Source organism: Mesonia mobilis DSM 19841, from assembly GCF_000423405.1.
GTDB lineage: Bacteria > Bacteroidota > Bacteroidia > Flavobacteriales > Flavobacteriaceae > Mesonia > Mesonia mobilis.
Genome location: NZ_AUHX01000005.1, coordinates 322,019 through 338,206, shown reverse-complemented (window position 1 = coordinate 338,206; position 16,188 = coordinate 322,019). Strand labels below are relative to the sequence as shown.

The 16,188-nt window shown below is 37.5% G+C and carries 15 protein-coding genes; 13 read left to right on the top strand and 2 right to left on the bottom strand.

Going from position 1 to position 16,188, the window contains the following annotated elements:
* From G551_RS0105925 to G551_RS15505, 13 genes are all read left to right on the top strand, one after another.
* On the top strand, positions 1-5,376 hold a 5,376-nt coding region (locus G551_RS0105925; protein ID WP_027884415.1), incomplete at its 5' end, for a T9SS type B sorting domain-containing protein.
* Positions 5,377-5,474: 98 nt separating this feature from the next.
* Positions 5,475-6,092 carry a recombination mediator RecR gene (gene recR, locus G551_RS0105920; protein WP_027884685.1) on the top strand — a complete coding sequence of 206 codons (618 nt, stop codon included), beginning with the start codon at positions 5,475-5,477 and terminating at the stop codon, positions 6,090-6,092.
* 3 nt (positions 6,093-6,095) lie between these two features.
* The gene (locus G551_RS0105915; protein ID WP_229797316.1) at positions 6,096-7,208 is read left to right on the top strand and encodes a glycosyltransferase family 2 protein; all 1,113 of its coding nucleotides are present in this window, start codon (positions 6,096-6,098) and stop codon (positions 7,206-7,208) included.
* An 82-nt stretch (positions 7,209-7,290) separates the two neighbouring features.
* A complete protein-coding gene (locus tag G551_RS0105910; protein ID WP_027884683.1) occupies positions 7,291-8,607 on the top strand; it encodes a dihydrolipoamide acetyltransferase family protein in 1,317 nt (438 codons plus the stop codon).
* Positions 8,608-8,740: 133 nt separating this feature from the next.
* Complete coding sequence (locus G551_RS0105905) at positions 8,741-9,517, top strand: 3'-5' exonuclease (RefSeq protein ID WP_027884682.1); 777 nt, start codon at positions 8,741-8,743, stop codon at positions 9,515-9,517.
* Positions 9,518-10,132, top strand: a complete 615-nt coding sequence (locus G551_RS0105900; protein ID WP_027884681.1) for a fumarylacetoacetate hydrolase family protein — start codon at positions 9,518-9,520, stop codon at positions 10,130-10,132.
* Positions 10,132-10,470: an Hpt domain-containing protein gene (locus G551_RS0105895; protein ID WP_027884680.1), complete on the top strand. Its 339-nt coding sequence runs from the start codon at positions 10,132-10,134 to the stop codon at positions 10,468-10,470. Before G551_RS0105900 ends, G551_RS0105895 begins: the two co-directional genes overlap by 1 nt.
* Positions 10,470-11,714 (top strand): competence/damage-inducible protein A, encoded by a 1,245-nt coding sequence (locus tag G551_RS0105890; protein ID WP_027884679.1) that lies wholly within the window; start codon positions 10,470-10,472, stop codon positions 11,712-11,714. Before G551_RS0105895 ends, G551_RS0105890 begins: the two co-directional genes overlap by 1 nt.
* Positions 11,715-11,801: 87 nt before the next feature.
* Complete coding sequence (gene rpmB / locus G551_RS0105885; protein ID WP_027884678.1) at positions 11,802-12,041, top strand: 50S ribosomal protein L28; 240 nt, start codon at positions 11,802-11,804, stop codon at positions 12,039-12,041.
* A gap of 25 nt (positions 12,042-12,066) precedes the next feature.
* Positions 12,067-12,249 carry a 50S ribosomal protein L33 gene (gene rpmG, locus G551_RS0105880; protein WP_027884677.1) on the top strand — a complete coding sequence of 61 codons (183 nt, stop codon included), beginning with the start codon at positions 12,067-12,069 and terminating at the stop codon, positions 12,247-12,249.
* Positions 12,250-12,255: 6 nt separating this feature from the next.
* Positions 12,256-12,408 (top strand): DUF4295 domain-containing protein, encoded by a 153-nt coding sequence (locus tag G551_RS16405; protein WP_084626386.1) that lies wholly within the window; start codon positions 12,256-12,258, stop codon positions 12,406-12,408.
* A 209-nt stretch (positions 12,409-12,617) separates the two neighbouring features.
* A complete protein-coding gene (gene ftsY, locus G551_RS0105860; protein ID WP_027884676.1) occupies positions 12,618-13,577 on the top strand; it encodes a signal recognition particle-docking protein FtsY in 960 nt (319 codons plus the stop codon).
* A complete protein-coding gene (locus G551_RS15505) occupies positions 13,577-13,882 on the top strand; it encodes a hypothetical protein (protein ID WP_051191297.1) in 306 nt (101 codons plus the stop codon). Before ftsY ends, G551_RS15505 begins: the two co-directional genes overlap by 1 nt.
* On the opposite strand, the gene G551_RS15500 is transcribed toward G551_RS15505, so the two are convergent.
* A complete protein-coding gene (locus tag G551_RS15500; protein WP_084626384.1) occupies positions 13,872-14,393 on the bottom strand; it encodes a DUF1573 domain-containing protein in 522 nt (173 codons plus the stop codon). The genes G551_RS15505 and G551_RS15500 overlap by 11 nt on opposite strands.
* A gap of 31 nt (positions 14,394-14,424) precedes the next feature.
* Positions 14,425-16,188, bottom strand: a complete 1,764-nt coding sequence (locus tag G551_RS0105845) for a DUF4838 domain-containing protein (RefSeq protein ID WP_027884675.1) — start codon at positions 16,186-16,188, stop codon at positions 14,425-14,427.

Below are 16,188 nucleotides of genomic sequence, written 5' to 3'. Positions count from 1 at the left end.
CAGGATGCTACCGCTTATACGGTAAGCTATTACGAAAGTCAGGCCGATGCCGATACCGGAATGGCAGCAGCGATTACAAATCCTAACGCTTATGTGAACCAATCAGCTAACCCACAAACGATCTTTGTACGTGTAGAAAACAATAACGACCCTTCTTGTTATGAGACGAGCAGCTTTTTAATTCAAAGCTTCCTAAGTGGAATCGCTAATACGCCAAACCCCCTTTACATCTGTGATAATGGTCAAAGCACCAATGTGATCGATCTAACCCAAAACACCCCGATCGTATTGGGAGCACAGTCCTTAGCTGATTTTAATATCACCTATTACGAAACCCAAGCAGCAGCCGATGCTAATGAAGTAGGTATTACAGACCCTTCCAACTATACCTATTTAGAAGAAGACCAGGAGATCTTCGTACGTATCGAAAATATAGAACGAGAAGAATGCTACAACCTAACAAGCTTTGAGTTGAATGTAACTACGGTGGTGATCGGAGCTGTTGATCTTCAACAAGAATGTGATAACGGAACCCCGGGTACGGCCTTTTTCGATCTAACGGAGAACAACATAGCCGCTTTAGCGGGTCAGAGTCCTTCTAATTATACGGTAGATTACTATGCGAGTCAGGATGATCTGGATAATGATGTGGTTATTGCTGATTATACGAACTATGAAAATACCAGTAATCCACAAACGGTTTATGTTAAGGTAAGCTCATACAATCCACAAGATTGCTTTTTAACCACGAGTTTTGATATCGAAGCGACCCCATCGGCAGCGATCTTCGATCCAAGTCCTTTAATGGCTTGTGATAGTGATAACGATGGCTTTTATACCTTGTTCGATCTAAGTTCAAAAGATCAAGAGATTACGGGAGGTAATGATGATGTAAGTGTGAGCTATCACTTAACCTTAAGTGATGCCGAAAATAATGTAGATGCACTCAATAGTCCTTATTCAAACATTTCTGCCTTTAACCAAACGGTTTATGTGCGCGCTTTAGATGAGCTTAACGGCTGTGTGCAGACCACTACTTTAGAACTTCAGGTATACGATCGTCCGATGATCGAGACCCCTGCCGATCTAGAGGCTTGTGATGATGCAACCGCTGATGGTCAGACGTATTTTGATCTTACTTCTGTTGAAGAAGAAGTTTTAGACGGCTTGAACCCTGCTGATTATGAGATCACTTACCATAACAATGAAGCCGATGCTATTGCAGGAGGAAATGCTATTAGCGGTCCGGGAGGTTACTTCAGCCAAGCGCCAACTCAACAAGTATGGATCCGAGTAGAAGACATCGTAACTCCGGCAGGATGTTATAGTGTAGAGCCGTTAACCTTGATCGTTCACCCATTACCGGAGCCGGTACAACCTACAGCGCTTGAGTCTTGCGATGATCTAACAAGTGGTAGTGATACCGACGAACTAGTGGTTTTTGATCTGACCGAGAAAGAAGGAGAGATCACCGGTGGAGATACTTCTCTTAGTGTTATTTGGTATGCTACTCCGGCAGATTTTAGTAATGGTGTATCTATAGCCGATCCTCAAAACTATACCAATGACCTAGATAATGCACAAACCATTATCGCCGAGGTTACCGATGAGCAAGGTTGTAGTGCAACGACGACCTTAACCTTGATCGTGAACCCATTACCATCACCAACTCCAACCGACGAGTTGGAGGCTTATGTGATCTGTGATGATGATAACGATGGTTTTGCAGAATTCGATCTAAGCACCTACGAGGAGGAGATCGCCAATGGCGAGGCCGATGTAGAGATCACGTTCTATGCCACGCAGGCTAATGCAGAAGGAGGAGATCCTGATGATGAGCTTCCTAACCTTTACACCAATATCCAGGTGAACACGCAAGTGATCTATGCGCGTTCGACCAATATCAATACCGGTTGTTACCGTTATGTAGAGCTCACCTTAAGTGTTACTGCTTTACCGGATTTTGTCGAGACCGAAGACGGAGCATTAGATCTGTTTATCTGTGATGGGGAAGATGGGAATAACACAGGGATATTTGACCTGACCCAAAACACTCCGTTGATCTATGGAACTCAATCAGCAGAAGACTTTAGCGTGAGCTATTACGAGAGTGAAGCCGATGCAGCCAATGCAGAAGATCCTATCGGCAACCCAAGTGCTTATTCCAATGCAGGAGTAAGTCCGCTTAGCGTATGGTTCCGTATCGAAGATGAAGATACCGGTTGTTACCGTATCGGTTCGTTTGGCTTGAACGTAGGTAGTGATCCTTCTATTAGTAATCCGAGTAAATTGAGCGTTTGTGATGATAGTGCATTGGCCGCTGATGATGAGATCGGGCTTTTCGATCTTACAGCAGCGATCCCGGAGATCACCAACAACGATACATCATTAAGCGTTTACTTCTATGAAAATGCAGCAGCTTTAGCCGCTGATAACCCGATCGCAGATCCGGAGAATTATCAGAATATTGCTAATGCACAGACTTTAGAAGTTCGTGTGATCGGCGAGAATACGTGTCCGGCTCATACCACCTTAACTTTAGAGGTCACTCCTAATCCGAGTTTAGCTTTAGAATTAGAAGCTATCGAAGAATGTGATGGTGATAATGATGGGTTTACCGAATTTGACTTAGAGGCAGAGATCGATAATATTTTAAATGGAGAGCCTAATGTGACCATTACGTTCCATATTAGTGAGAATGCCGCAAATTTAGGTACTAATCCGATCACCAATACAGATGTCTATAGTACCACCAATATCTATCAAACCATTTATGTACGTGCTGAGAATACCGGTCCTAATGGCAATGATGGTACCGGGTGTTATACGGTGCGTCCTTTAGAGTTGATTCAGATAGCTTCACCGGAGATCCAATTAGAGCTAGAAGATCTCTATGTATGTGATGATGAAAGCCCGAATGGATTTACCTCTTTCGACCTTACTCAGAATGAAGACAATATTTTAGGCGATGTAGACGCGAGTGATCTAGAGATCACTTACCACACTAATGAGCAGGAAGCCATTGATGGAGTCAACGCTATTGCGGTACCAACCAACTATACCAATACGAGCAATGGTCAAACTATTTATGTTCGTTTAGAGAACACCACTACCGGTTGTATCGATACCTTTGGTTTTGATGGGGACAATAGCTTTACCTTAAATGTAAATGAATTACCACCGTTAAGCTACCCAACCGATCTCAATGTCTGTGATGATGATTATGACAATGATCCTTATAGCAGCACCCTTTTTGATCTTACTGTAAAAGAAACCGAGATCTTTGGAGGAGTGCCGGCAGTACCATCTCAATACGAGTTTACCTATTATGCCAATGCAGAAGACCTTAATAACGGAATTGCGATCGATACTCCGGAAGGATATGAAAATATAGCCAACCCACAAACCATTTATGTGGTGGTTGAAGATACTTCGGGAACCACAGTACAATGTAGTGCAGAGGTTAGTTTCGATCTTCAGGTTTTACCATTACCAAGTCCATCGACAACCGATCCTGATGTATTACGTCAAACCGCTTGTGATGATGATAACGACGGAGTCGCTTTAGACCCTTTCGATCTTAGCTTAAGTGGTCAATTGATCAGTCAGGGAGAAAATGTAACGATCAGTTATTACAAAACACTTGAAGCGGCAGAAGATGAAGATGCAGCCGAACTTATTGGTACGCCAACCGCTTATCTCAATGAGCCGAGTTACAATGAAGTCGATCAAACCGGCGCACCTACCAATGTACAGGTGATCTATGCCCGTGTCGATAGCAATGCCACCGGGAACTTCTGTTATGTGGTGGTTCCTTTTGAATTGGTAGTGCAACCGGTACCGGTCTTGAATGAAGCTATCGACGACCTAGCCTTTGGATATACCGTATGTTCAGACGATGCCGGCGGACTTACCGGAGCTTTCTATCCGGAAGATGTAGCCGGGCAAGTGTACGATTATAACGGTGGGGACTTTGATACTTCACTTATCGTTCCATTATTAGATCAAAACACCCCTACTAACGGAGTGATCGAGGATTATACCTTAAGCTTCCACTTTAGCGTAGCAGATGCATTAGCCGGAGAGAATGCTGTACCTTTTGGCTATCAGGCCTCTAATGGCGAGCAGTTCTATATCCAGTTAACCCATACCTTAACCGGTTGTATGCTTACTGAAGAAAGTGACTTGGGTATTTTACATATCAATGTAGCGCCAAGACCAACTATCGCCGATGTAGACCTATCGAGAATGCTATGTTCTAATAATGAAGGAGAAGATACCGCTACGATCAACTTGCAAGATTTCGATACTAATATCGATAATAATGCCACTCCGCCTACCACCGAGGTGTATTATTACGCTAGTGAAGTAGATTATGACAACGGGGACCGAATCCCGGAAACAGCAGAATCAACTTACCTAGCGAGTGATGGCGATGTGATCTATGCTGAAGTGATCAATACCGATACCTTCTGTACCAGCACCAATGTAGTGATGATCCCGATCACGGTAGATGCACGTCCAAGTGTAGATATCAGTGATTATGATCAGTTGTATATCTGTGTAGACAGCGATCCAAGCACACCGGTAACCGATGGTGATTATAGTGCTATTATTATTGACACCGGACTTGATGCCACTGCTTATAGCTTTGAATGGACCTATGGCGGTACTGTACTTGCCGGAGAGACCGGCCCTAGCATCACCGTAGGAGGCGGAAGCAGCAATCCACTACAAGCAGGAGACTATAGTGTGCAGGTATTCGATCTAAATACCTTAGATGAGAACAACAATAACTGTGGAAGTGATATTGATACGGTCACGATCTTAGAGAGCAACCCACCGGAGTTTGAAGTAGCACCAACTTCTTTAGGCTTTGAAGGAGAGCATAGCTTACAGGTATTTAATGTAAGCGGAATCGGAGAGTATGAATTCAGTATCGATAATGGACCTTGGGTAGATCTTTCAGGTGTAACGATCGACTTTGACGGGCTATCAGCAGGAACGCATATTGTTTACGGAAGAGATAAAAACGGATGTGGGGTGACCGCCTCAGAGGTGATCTCGTTTATCGACTTCCCACCATTCTTTACCCCGAATGATGACGGGTATAATGATTACTGGAACATCATTGGTCTCGATACTCCGCTCAACCGAGGGGCTAAGATCTTTATCTTCGATCGCTACGGGAAACTCTTAAAACAGTTAAGCCCAAGCTCAAGAGGATGGGATGGCACCTATAACGGTAACCCATTACCTTCAGGAGATTACTGGTTCAGTGTAGAATACCAAGACCCGGGAATCCCTCAAGAAGACGGTAGCCTGGCAGAGCCTACCCCGAACACTTTTAAAAACCATTTTACTCTGAAAAGATAAAAGACGTTCAAGTTTGAATAAATAAAAAAGGAGGCAATTTGCCTCCTTTTTTGATTCTATATATTAATAAGTTTCAATAAAAACTTTAAATTCGTGCTATGGATTTTTCTTCTAAATTGTTGGAAAATGCCGTATTCGAAATGGCACAACTTCCCGGCGTAGGAAAACGTACGGCCTTACGATTGGTTTTACATTTATTAAAACAGCCCGAAGAGCAAACAACGCATTTGGCGAAAGCTTTGGTCGATTTAAAAACCGAAGTGAAGTTTTGTAAAAACTGTCATAATATTAGCGATCAAGAATTGTGTGAAATTTGCGCAAATCCTAATCGTGAAAAAAGTATTGTTTGTGTAGTTGAAGATATTCGCGACGTGATGGCTATCGAAAATACAAGTCAGTATAAAGGTTTGTATCATGTGTTGGGTGGTAAAATAAGTCCGATGGATGGTGTAGGACCAAACCAATTGAATATTTCAACTTTGATTGATAAAGTGAAAAGCGGAGAAGTTACCGAGATTATCTTTGCCTTAAGTAGCACGATGGAAGGTGATACCACCAATTTTTATATCTATAAACAACTAGAGAATTTCGAAGTAACAACATCGACTATAGCACGAGGTATTGGCGTTGGTGATGAACTTGAATATGCAGATGAAGTTACCTTAGGTAGAAGTATTCTGCATCGCGTACCTTTTGAAAATTCACTTAAAGGCTAACTTGTGATTCAACTTTCTGTCATTATTCTCAATTACAAAGTTCCTTTTTATTTGATGCAATGCCTTTCGAGTGTCGAGAAAGCATTGCAAAGTATTTCTTCAGAGATTATTGTGGTCGATAATCATTCACAAGATCAAAGTTGTGATTGGGTAAAACAATATTTTCCTAAAGTAAGACTACTTCAACAACAAGAAAATGGAGGTTTTAGCAAAGGAAACAATGCCGGAGTTAAAATCGCTAACGGAAAATACATTTGCTTACTCAATCCCGATACGGTAGTGAGTGAAACGGTATTTGAAAAGCTATTGAATTTTGCTGAAAGTAAAAGTGATCTGGGAGCTGTTGGACCTCAATTAATCGATGGTATCGGGAATTTTTTACCGGAATCTAAACGAAATTTACCGACACCAAAAGTAGCTTTACAGAAACTCATGAAACTTGAAAAAAACTATTATTCGAGTTTAAAACAAGAACAGACAGGTAAAGTAGCTGTTTTAGTTGGCGCTTTTATGCTGATGCAAAAAGACAGGTATGAAGCTATCGGCGGTTTAGATGAAGATTATTTTATGTATGGGGAAGATATCGACCTTTCGTATAAATTTTTAAAAGCCGGTTATCAAAATTACTATGTTGGTTCAGAAAAAGTATTGCATTATAAGGGTGAAAGTACTTTAAAAGATGAGAAATATAGGAAGCGTTTTTATGGGGCGATGAAGATTTTCTACAAAAAGCATTTCCAAAAAACTAATTTGTTAAACCCTGCGATCACGATGGCTCTTAATTTGGCTAAGTTTTTTCATCGCGTTAAGTCAGAACCAAGATCACTTCCAAAATATCAAAAAGTATACTGGGTAAGTGAGCTAGAAATTCCTAAAACGCTTCAGCAAAAAATTAATTCAGAAATCATTAAAATTTCGTCCGCAGAAATGAAGAATAAAATAGTAGAAAATTCAAAACTAATTTTAGATGCAGAAACTGTGGATTATCAAGATATTTTTAGTATCATGGAAAATCTTAAAATCAAGCAAAATTACTTTCGCATCAAAGCATTAAATTTTAATTTTATCGTCGGAAGTGATCAAAGTACAAGTCAAGGATCGATTCTTGAATTTTGATTATTGAAAAATAATTACTTTTTGATTGATTTTTTATTAAATTCGCAATCTTAACTAAAATTTACACCTTCGGGTTTAAGATATGGCAAAATTTGAACTGAAATTACCCAAAATGGGAGAAAGTGTTGCAGAAGCAACGATTACTAATTGGTTAAAAGAAGTTGGTGATACCATCGAAGAAGATGAAGCGGTATTAGAAATCGCAACCGATAAGGTTGATAGCGAAGTGCCGAGTGAAGTTGATGGTGTTTTGGTTGAAAAACTTTTTGGTCCCGATGATGTGGTTCAAGTAGGGCAAACCATTGCTATTATAGAAACAGAAGGCGAAATAGAAAATACTTCAGGAGCAACTTCAGCTTCAGAACAAACTACAGAAACTTCCGCAAACGTAGCTGCAGTTGAAGAAACCGTGAGTCAAGCAAAAGCAACAGCAAGTAACGAAGATTATAACGATAGTGATCGTTTTTATTCTCCGTTAGTTAAAAATATTGCTAAAGAAGAAAATATAAGTTTTGAAGAACTAGAAAGCGTTAAAGGAACCGGTAAAGATGGCCGTGTCACTAAAGACGATATTTTAGCTTACGTTAAAAATAGAGGAGAGCAGCAAGCAAAACCTGCAACTCAGTCACCAGCAAGCGCTTCACAAAAAGCTGCTCCAAAGCCGGCAGCAACTCCAATTAGTGTGAATGGTGAAGATGAAATTATTGAGATGTCTCGTATGGGCAAAATGATTTCTCATCATATGGTGAATAGTGTTCAAACTTCTGCACACGTACAATCTTTTATTGAGGTTGATGTTACCAAGATCTGGAATTGGAGGAATAAAGTGAAAAATGAATTTGCAAAGCGCGAAGGAGAAAAACTTACGTTTACACCAATTTTTATGGAAGCGGTTGCAAAAGCGATCAAAGACTTTCCGCTAATTAATATCTCTGTAGATGGCGATAAAATTATCAAACGTAAGAACATTAATTTAGGAATGGCAGCCGCGCTTCCTGATGGAAATTTAATCGTGCCGGTCATTAAAAATGCAGATCAATTAAATCTGGTTGGCTTAGCTAAAAAAGTAAACGATCTGGCAACTCGTGCAAGAGCGGGTAAATTAAAGCCAGACGATACGCAAGGCGGCACCTATACAGTAACCAATGTAGGGACATTTGGTAGCATTATGGGAACGCCAATTATCAACCAACCACAAGTAGGTATTTTAGCGTTAGGAGCCATTCGTAAAGTTCCTGCGGTAATAGAAACTCCAGACGGAGACTTTATTGGTATTCGTTATAAAATGTTCTTATCACATAGCTACGATCATCGTGTGGTAAACGGAGCTTTAGGAGGTCAATTTGTACAGCGCGTGGCTCAATATTTAGAAAGTTTTGATGTTGATCAGACGGTCTAAAATTTTATACAAAACAAAAAAAAGCCACGAATTAATTTCGTGGCTTTTTTTGTTTTCTTCAAATAGAAGCAACTTCCTAAGGTTTTATTTTTTTAAGAAAGCGCTCACTGTTATCTTTGCAACAAAAAATTTCATGAAACTCAATCTTACCAAGCCAATTTGTTTTTTTGATCTAGAAACAACAGGAACCAATATTGCCAAAGATAGAATTGTAGAAATTGCGATTTTAAAAGTATTTCCTAACGGAAATAAAGAAAGCGTGACTTGGCGAGTAAATCCTGAAATGAAAATTCCGGCAGAGACTACCAAGATTCATGGAATTTCAGATGAAGATGTAGCTAATGAGCCTACATTTAAGGAGTTGAGTAAGAAGATTTATGCGATGATCAAAGGTTGCGATCTAGGGGGTTATAATAGTAATCGCTTTGATATTCCGCTGTTGGCTGAAGAATTTTTAAGAGCAGAAGTAGATTTCGATATAAAAAATTCGGTAGCGGTCGATGTGCAAACCATTTTTCATAAAAAAGAAAAAAGAACCTTAGAGGCCGCTTATAAATTTTATTGTGATAAAGATTTAGAAAATGCACATAGTGCAGAAGCAGATACCTTGGCTACTTTCGAAGTGTTAGAGTCTCAATTAGATCGTTATCCAGATCTTGAGAATGATACCAAGTGGTTGGCAGAATTTAGTGCACATAAAAAACACGCCGATTTTGCCGGTTTTATCGCTTACAATAAAGATGGTAAAGAAGTATTTTCTTTCGGAAAAAATCGTGGCAAATTAGTAGAGAAAGTCTTAGAAGATGAGCCGGGATATTTCAATTGGATCCAGAATGCAGACTTTCCTTTATATACTAAAAAAGTATTAACTTCAATTAAAATGAGAATGTTAACCCAAAAACTCAATTAAATGAAGATTATTTGTATTGGGCGAAACTATACCAAACATATTGAAGAATTAGCGAGTGAAAAACCCGAAGAACCGGTTATTTTTCTAAAACCTGATACTTCAGTTTTACTAAAAAAGCAACCCTTTTTTATTCCGGATTTTTCTGATGATGTTCATTATGAAGTAGAAGTTCTGGTAAAAATTAAAAAAGTAGGAAAGTATATTCAGCAAAAATTTGCGCATAAATATTACGATGAAATTGGGTTGGGCATCGATTTTACCGCAAGAGACCTTCAGAATAAATTAAAAGATAAAGGTTTGCCTTGGGAAAAATCGAAGTGTTTTGACGGATCTGCTGTGATCGGTGAAAAATGGATTCCGAAGAAAGAATTAAATGATGTAAATACTATCGATTTCAGTTTATCACAAAACGGAAACATAGTTCAGCAAAGCAATACGCAATACATGCTTTGGAAAATAGATGAATTAATTGCTTATATTTCTCAGTTCTTCACCTTAAAAATTGGAGATGTGATTTTTACGGGAACACCAGAAGGAGTAGGCAAAGTAGCGATCAACGATAACTTAGTGGGTAAAATAGGAGATACTCAAATTTTTGATATAAATGTAAAGTGATGAAGTCTTATAATTTAGATGAACTTAAGATAATGGCCGATGGTGATGAGGAGTTTTTACAAGAAATGCTAAAAACTTTTATTCAAGAACTTCCTGAAGATATAAAAGCGATGAACGATGCTATCGAAAATGGTAACGCAACGCTTACGTATCAAATTGCGCATAAAATGAAGCCGAACTTACAGATCTTTGGTTTAAATCTAAGTGATCAGGTAAAAATGTTAGAACAATGGTCTAAATCTAATTTAAGCCAAGCAGAAATTTTACCTTATGCTAATCAAATTACCGAAACGGTAAATGTAGTCTGCCAAGAAATAAAGCAAGATTATAATTTATAATGAAAGCAGAAATTATAACCATTGGCGATGAAATTTTAATTGGCCAAATCGTAGATAGTAACTCTGCATTTATAGGTAAAGAACTTAATAAAATAGGAGTCGATGTTCTTCAGATCACCTCAATTCAAGATGATGAAGAGCATATTCTTACCAGTTTAAAAGAAGCTTCACAGCGTGCGCAAATTATAATCGTAACCGGAGGTTTAGGACCTACCAAAGACGATATTACCAAGAAAACATTTTGTAAATATTTTAATGATGAATTGGTGCTGAACGAGCAAGTGCTTCAAAATGTAGAAGAACTTTTTCGAAAATATGTGAAAGACCCAATTTCAGATTTAAATAGAGGTCAGGCATATATTCCTTCAAAAGCGCAGGCATTATTCAATCAATTTGGTACAGCTCCCGGAATGTGGATCGAGCAAGACGATGTCGTTTATATTTCTTTGCCCGGCGTTCCTTTCGAGATGAAAGCATTAATGCAAAATCAGGTACTCGGTAAGCTGCAAGAGCGTTTTAAAAGACCTTACATTATTCACAAAACCGTATTAACTTACGGCATGGGCGAAAGTACGATTGCAGAAAAAATTGAAGATTGGGAAGATCAACTCCCATCGTTTATCAAGTTGGCGTATTTACCTAGTTTAGGTCGTGTACGCTTACGATTATCAGCGCGAGGTGAAAATGAGCAGTTATTGTTAGATGAGCTCGAAAATCAGCTTGAAAAATTACACCAACTCATAGGTGATATTATAAAAGGTTACGAAGGCGAAGGAAGTTTAGAAGAGCAAATTGCCCAAAAATTTATCGAGAAAGGCTTAAGTTTAACCACGGCAGAAAGTTGTACGGGCGGCAGAATTGCTAGTCAATTAACAGCAGTTTCCGGAGCTTCAAAATTTTTTAAAGGCGGTTTAGTAACTTACGAAACGGCCACAAAAAATTATGTATTAGGTATTTCTCAAGAAATTATCGACACCTATTCTGTGGTGAGTGCAGAGATCACTAAAGAAATGGCGGTTAAGGCAAAAGCTTTATTTAGAACCGATTATGCAATTGCAACTACCGGTAACGCGGGACCAACAAAAGGCGATAGTGATGCCGAGATCGGAACGGTGTTTATTGCCATTGCCACACCTAGCGGAGTAGAAGTTTTTGAAAATCACTTAGGCAAGCAACGAGAAAAAGTTACCGAGAAAGCAGTTTATAAGGCTTTAGGCTTAATTTTAGATGAAGTAAATAAATAAATATTTTTTCTTTATTCACTTGTTTATAAGATAAAATTATTGTTAATTTGCAGCCTGTTTTGAAATAACGCGAAAAGATTAGAAAAAATGTCAAGAGTTTGTGAACTTACGGGAAAAAAAGCAATGGTAGGGAACAATGTTTCTCACGCAATGAATAAGACTAAGCGTAAATTTAACGCTAACTTAGTGAAAAAGCGTTTCTACATTCCTGAAGAAGATAAATGGATCACTTTAAAAGTATCTACTTCTGCTTTAAAAAATATTAACAAACGAGGAATCTCTGCTGTGATCAAAGAAGCTAGAGAAAAAGGTTTCTTAAACAAGTAATCTTTAACCTTTAATACGAAGAACAATGGCAAAGAAAGGAAATAGAGTACAAGTAATTTTAGAATGTACAGAGCACAAAACTTCTGGTAAACCAGGAACCTCAAGATACATTACTACAAAAAATAAAAAGAATACACCGGATAGAATGGAGTTAAAGAAATTTAACCCGATTCTTAATAAAATGACGGTTCACAAAGAAATAAAGTAATAAGTTATGGCAAAGAAATCAGTAGCATCGTTACAAACAGGATCTAAAAGGCTTACAAAAGCAATCAAGATGGTTAAATCTCCAAAATCTGGAGCTTACACTTTTGTAGAGCAGATTATGGCGCCAGATGAAGTAAACGATTATTTTAAAGAAAAATAAATCGAACTTAAAAATATATAAGCCGCTTTGATTTTTTTCAAGGCGGCTTTTTGTTTTTTGTATATTTGCATCAAAATTAATCTGGGCGTTCCCACCAAAAAAGGTGGTCGGGCTTTCGGCAGTCGCTTTTTAAAATTTTCAGCAAAAGCTTCAATTTTAAAAGAGCTTCAACAAATGCCTCAATCCCTAACGCAAACCAAAGTGAAACTATGAGTTTTTTTAAAAAGATTTTTTCAAAAGAAAAAAAAGAAACTTTAGATAAAGGATTAGAAAAGTCTAAAGAAAATTTCTTTGGTAAATTAAGTAAAGCCGTTGCCGGTAAATCTAAAGTAGACGACGAAGTTTTAGATAACTTAGAAGAAGTATTGGTAGCGAGTGATGTTGGGGTAAAAACTACGATTAAGATCATCGATCGTATAGAAGAACGCGTAGCTAAAGATAAATACTTAGGCACTTCAGAATTAGATCAAATCTTACGAGAAGAAATTGCCGGTCTTCTTAGTGAAACCGGTTCTGGTGAAGCAACCGAATTTGTCGTTCCAGAGAAGAAACCTTATGTAATTATGGTGGTAGGTGTTAACGGTGTTGGTAAAACCACCACTATTGGTAAACTTGCACATCAATTTAAACAACAAGGGAAGAAAGTAGTTTTAGGAGCTGCCGATACATTTAGAGCTGCAGCGATCGATCAATTACAAATTTGGGCAGATCGAGTAGATGTGCCGATCGTTAAGCAAAGTATGGGAAGTGATCCTGCTTCTGTAGCTTTCGACACCATACAAAGCGCTGTAAAGCAAGATGCCGATGTGGTTATTATCGATACTGCGGGACGTTTGCACAACAAAGTAAACTTAATGAACGAGCTTACCAAAGTGAAGCGCGTGATGAAAAAGGTAGTTGATAACGTACCAGATGAAGTTTTACTAGTATTAGATGGTTCTACCGGTCAAAATGCTTTTGAGCAAGCTAAACAATTCACTGCTGCCACAGAAGTAACTTCTCTAGCAGTTACTAAATTAGATGGTACAGCAAAAGGCGGAGTTGTAATTGGCATTAGCGATCAATTTCAAATACCTGTAAAATATATTGGAGTAGGAGAAGGGATTAATGATCTTCAAATCTTCAACAAAATGGAATTTGTAGATTCTTTCTTCAAAAAAACAATTTAATGTCAGATTTAGAAAATAGACCAAAACCTTTTTCTAAAGACCGTTTTAAAAACACCGTAAATAAGTTGATCTTTTTTTACAGTGTTTTTTTTGTGGTTATGAAAATTATGGCCGTCTTTAATGGTTATCCTGCAAAAGCCTCGTTAATTTTGAGTTTCCCTTTTGTATTGCTTTCCCTTTGGGGTTTACGCAATGTCAGAAAAGACAGCTATTCTTGGATTTACGCCGTTGTAGGCGTTTTGGTGGTTTCTTTAGTTCGTTATTACGAATTAAGATTGTTTGAATATATTCAGCTTAATTTTTAGGAATATAATATTTTAGTTTAGCATCACCTTCAACTAATCCTTCAGCAGCATTGGTATTTTGCTGTTCTTGATAGATTTGTTCGTAGTCTTTAATGTATAGCGGATCTGAAACTACATTTGTAGCAAACTTAACCTCGTTGCTAAAAGTATCTTCAATGTTAGCGACAATAAGTACATAATGTTCTACATAACCTATATTCTTGGTGCTATCATATTCAAATTCTAGGTAACCAAAATTGCCCGGTGCTATACTCCGCTTAAAATTATTAGTCGTTATACAGCCACAAGAAGCTTGCACATCTTCGATGAGTAAAGTATGTTCTCCGGCATTTTTAAACTTATAAGTTACTTTGAGTTTGTCACCACGTACCACCGGATAATAATGCCGAATAGGATCTTCAATTTCCATCGTGGTATTGGGTACTCGATCTTTTATATTATCGAAAAAGCCTTCACAAGATGTACATAGAAAGGCATAAACGAGTATGATAGATAACCTGATGATTTGCATTGAAGTGTTTTAATTTCTTTTACGAATGTATCTAATTTATTGAAATTTCGTCTGTTGCTATCTGACTTTTTACTGAAGAATTTTTTCGGCGTAAAATTTTAATAATTAGTTTTTTACCCGGTTTAAAATCTACAGGAAAGTCAACAGTCTTCTTTTCTTTGAGCGTTGATGATTTCAGCTTTAGTTTTTTGCGATGTTCATCACTAGAAATTATAATTTCTTCCGGTAAATATATGTGATGAGCGGGATCGTTTAAAAAGCCGAATTTAATGGTATTTATCTCTTCTAAATCTTCAGTATTAATTTCTATTTCTAGATCGTCTATAGAGTTAATTAACCAATTGGTATTGTAATCTAAAAAACCGATGCTTCCGTCGTTTAATACTTTAATAGCGGAATAACCTTCATCTAAATTTGAAAGTACGTTAATTTTTTTATTTAAGAAATAATTAGTCGATTGCGTTAGAATATCGCTTCTCCAAAACTTTATGTAATCACTTATTTTTGCGTTTTGCTCGTTATAAGTTGTAATCTTAGTAGATTTTGATGTTTGTTCAATAACTTTTAAAAGTTCGTGAACTTCTGGTTTTATAGTAATTTTATTAGCGTTTAAATTACCATAACCAAACTCATTTACTCCAAAATATCGCATTAATTCTAGTCGTAAAAAAGCCACAGAAAGCAACAAAGATTGTGTATTGAAATCTTGAGGTTCGCTCGCTAAAGGTTTTAATTTCTGATAAAAACTTTCTAAAGCTTCCGGATGTAAATACTTGCGATAAGCATCATTAATCCCAGAATAAATTCCCATTTTTTTAGTTGAGTTGCTAAATTCTTCAGTAATATTTCTGTAAAATTCTGAAGTAATTTTGGCAACTTCTTTTGGATAATGAGCGTTAAATTCTTCCGTTAGAACTTCATTCAGCTTTAGATCTGACTCCTTGAGTAAACGAGCAGTAGTAGCGCATTTAATATCTTGTAGTGCCGAATAACTTTCACTTCCGTTAATAAAAACGCCATCAACTCCGTAATCTTTAAGGAATTTTAAATTTTGCTGAAAGTCTTTTAGGTTGGGGTAAAAATCGAAGTAATTATCGTAATTGAGCGCATATTCCCAAACGAAAATATGTTCCAATTTATCTTTCCAAGCAGTTAATTCATCACTTAATTCTTGTTTGTTTTTTAATTCTTGATAAGCCTTACCTTCTTGAAATTGTATCGTGCTATAAAATACGCCTATGTTTTCCAGCTGTTTTTCTTTTGGTGGGTTTTTTACCGATAGGTAAGCGGTGGTAAAAAATTGCAAGTCTTGATGTTCTTCCGCTAAATATCGAAGTAAATTAAAAACTGCCGGAGCAGCATTAGTTACCGTATTTCCTGCTTCGATACATTTTTCGCACTGGCAAACCAACGTATTATCTTGCGGACTTACCATATAATAAGTGTAAGCGCTTTTGGTCTTTCTTATATTTTTCTGAATGATTTTTTTTAAAGCTGAACTTGAGAAACAAAATTGATCGCATTCTCTTTCATTATCAATAAAAGCATAAATTTCTTCATTTTCTGAATCTTCATCTTCTTCAACCCATTTGTAAAGATTATGTCCCCATAAACCCCAATAACGATCGAGTGGCATCGTATCGTATTTTAATTGAAATGCTTTTGAAGCGCTCACCAAAGGAAAATAACTTTCTCGGTAAGAAAAACTTTCTTTTTGAGCAAAAGAATTAAAAAACAAGCTCAAGAATACCATTAGCGTGAAAATTTGTTTTCGATGAAGTAAATGATCTTTCAT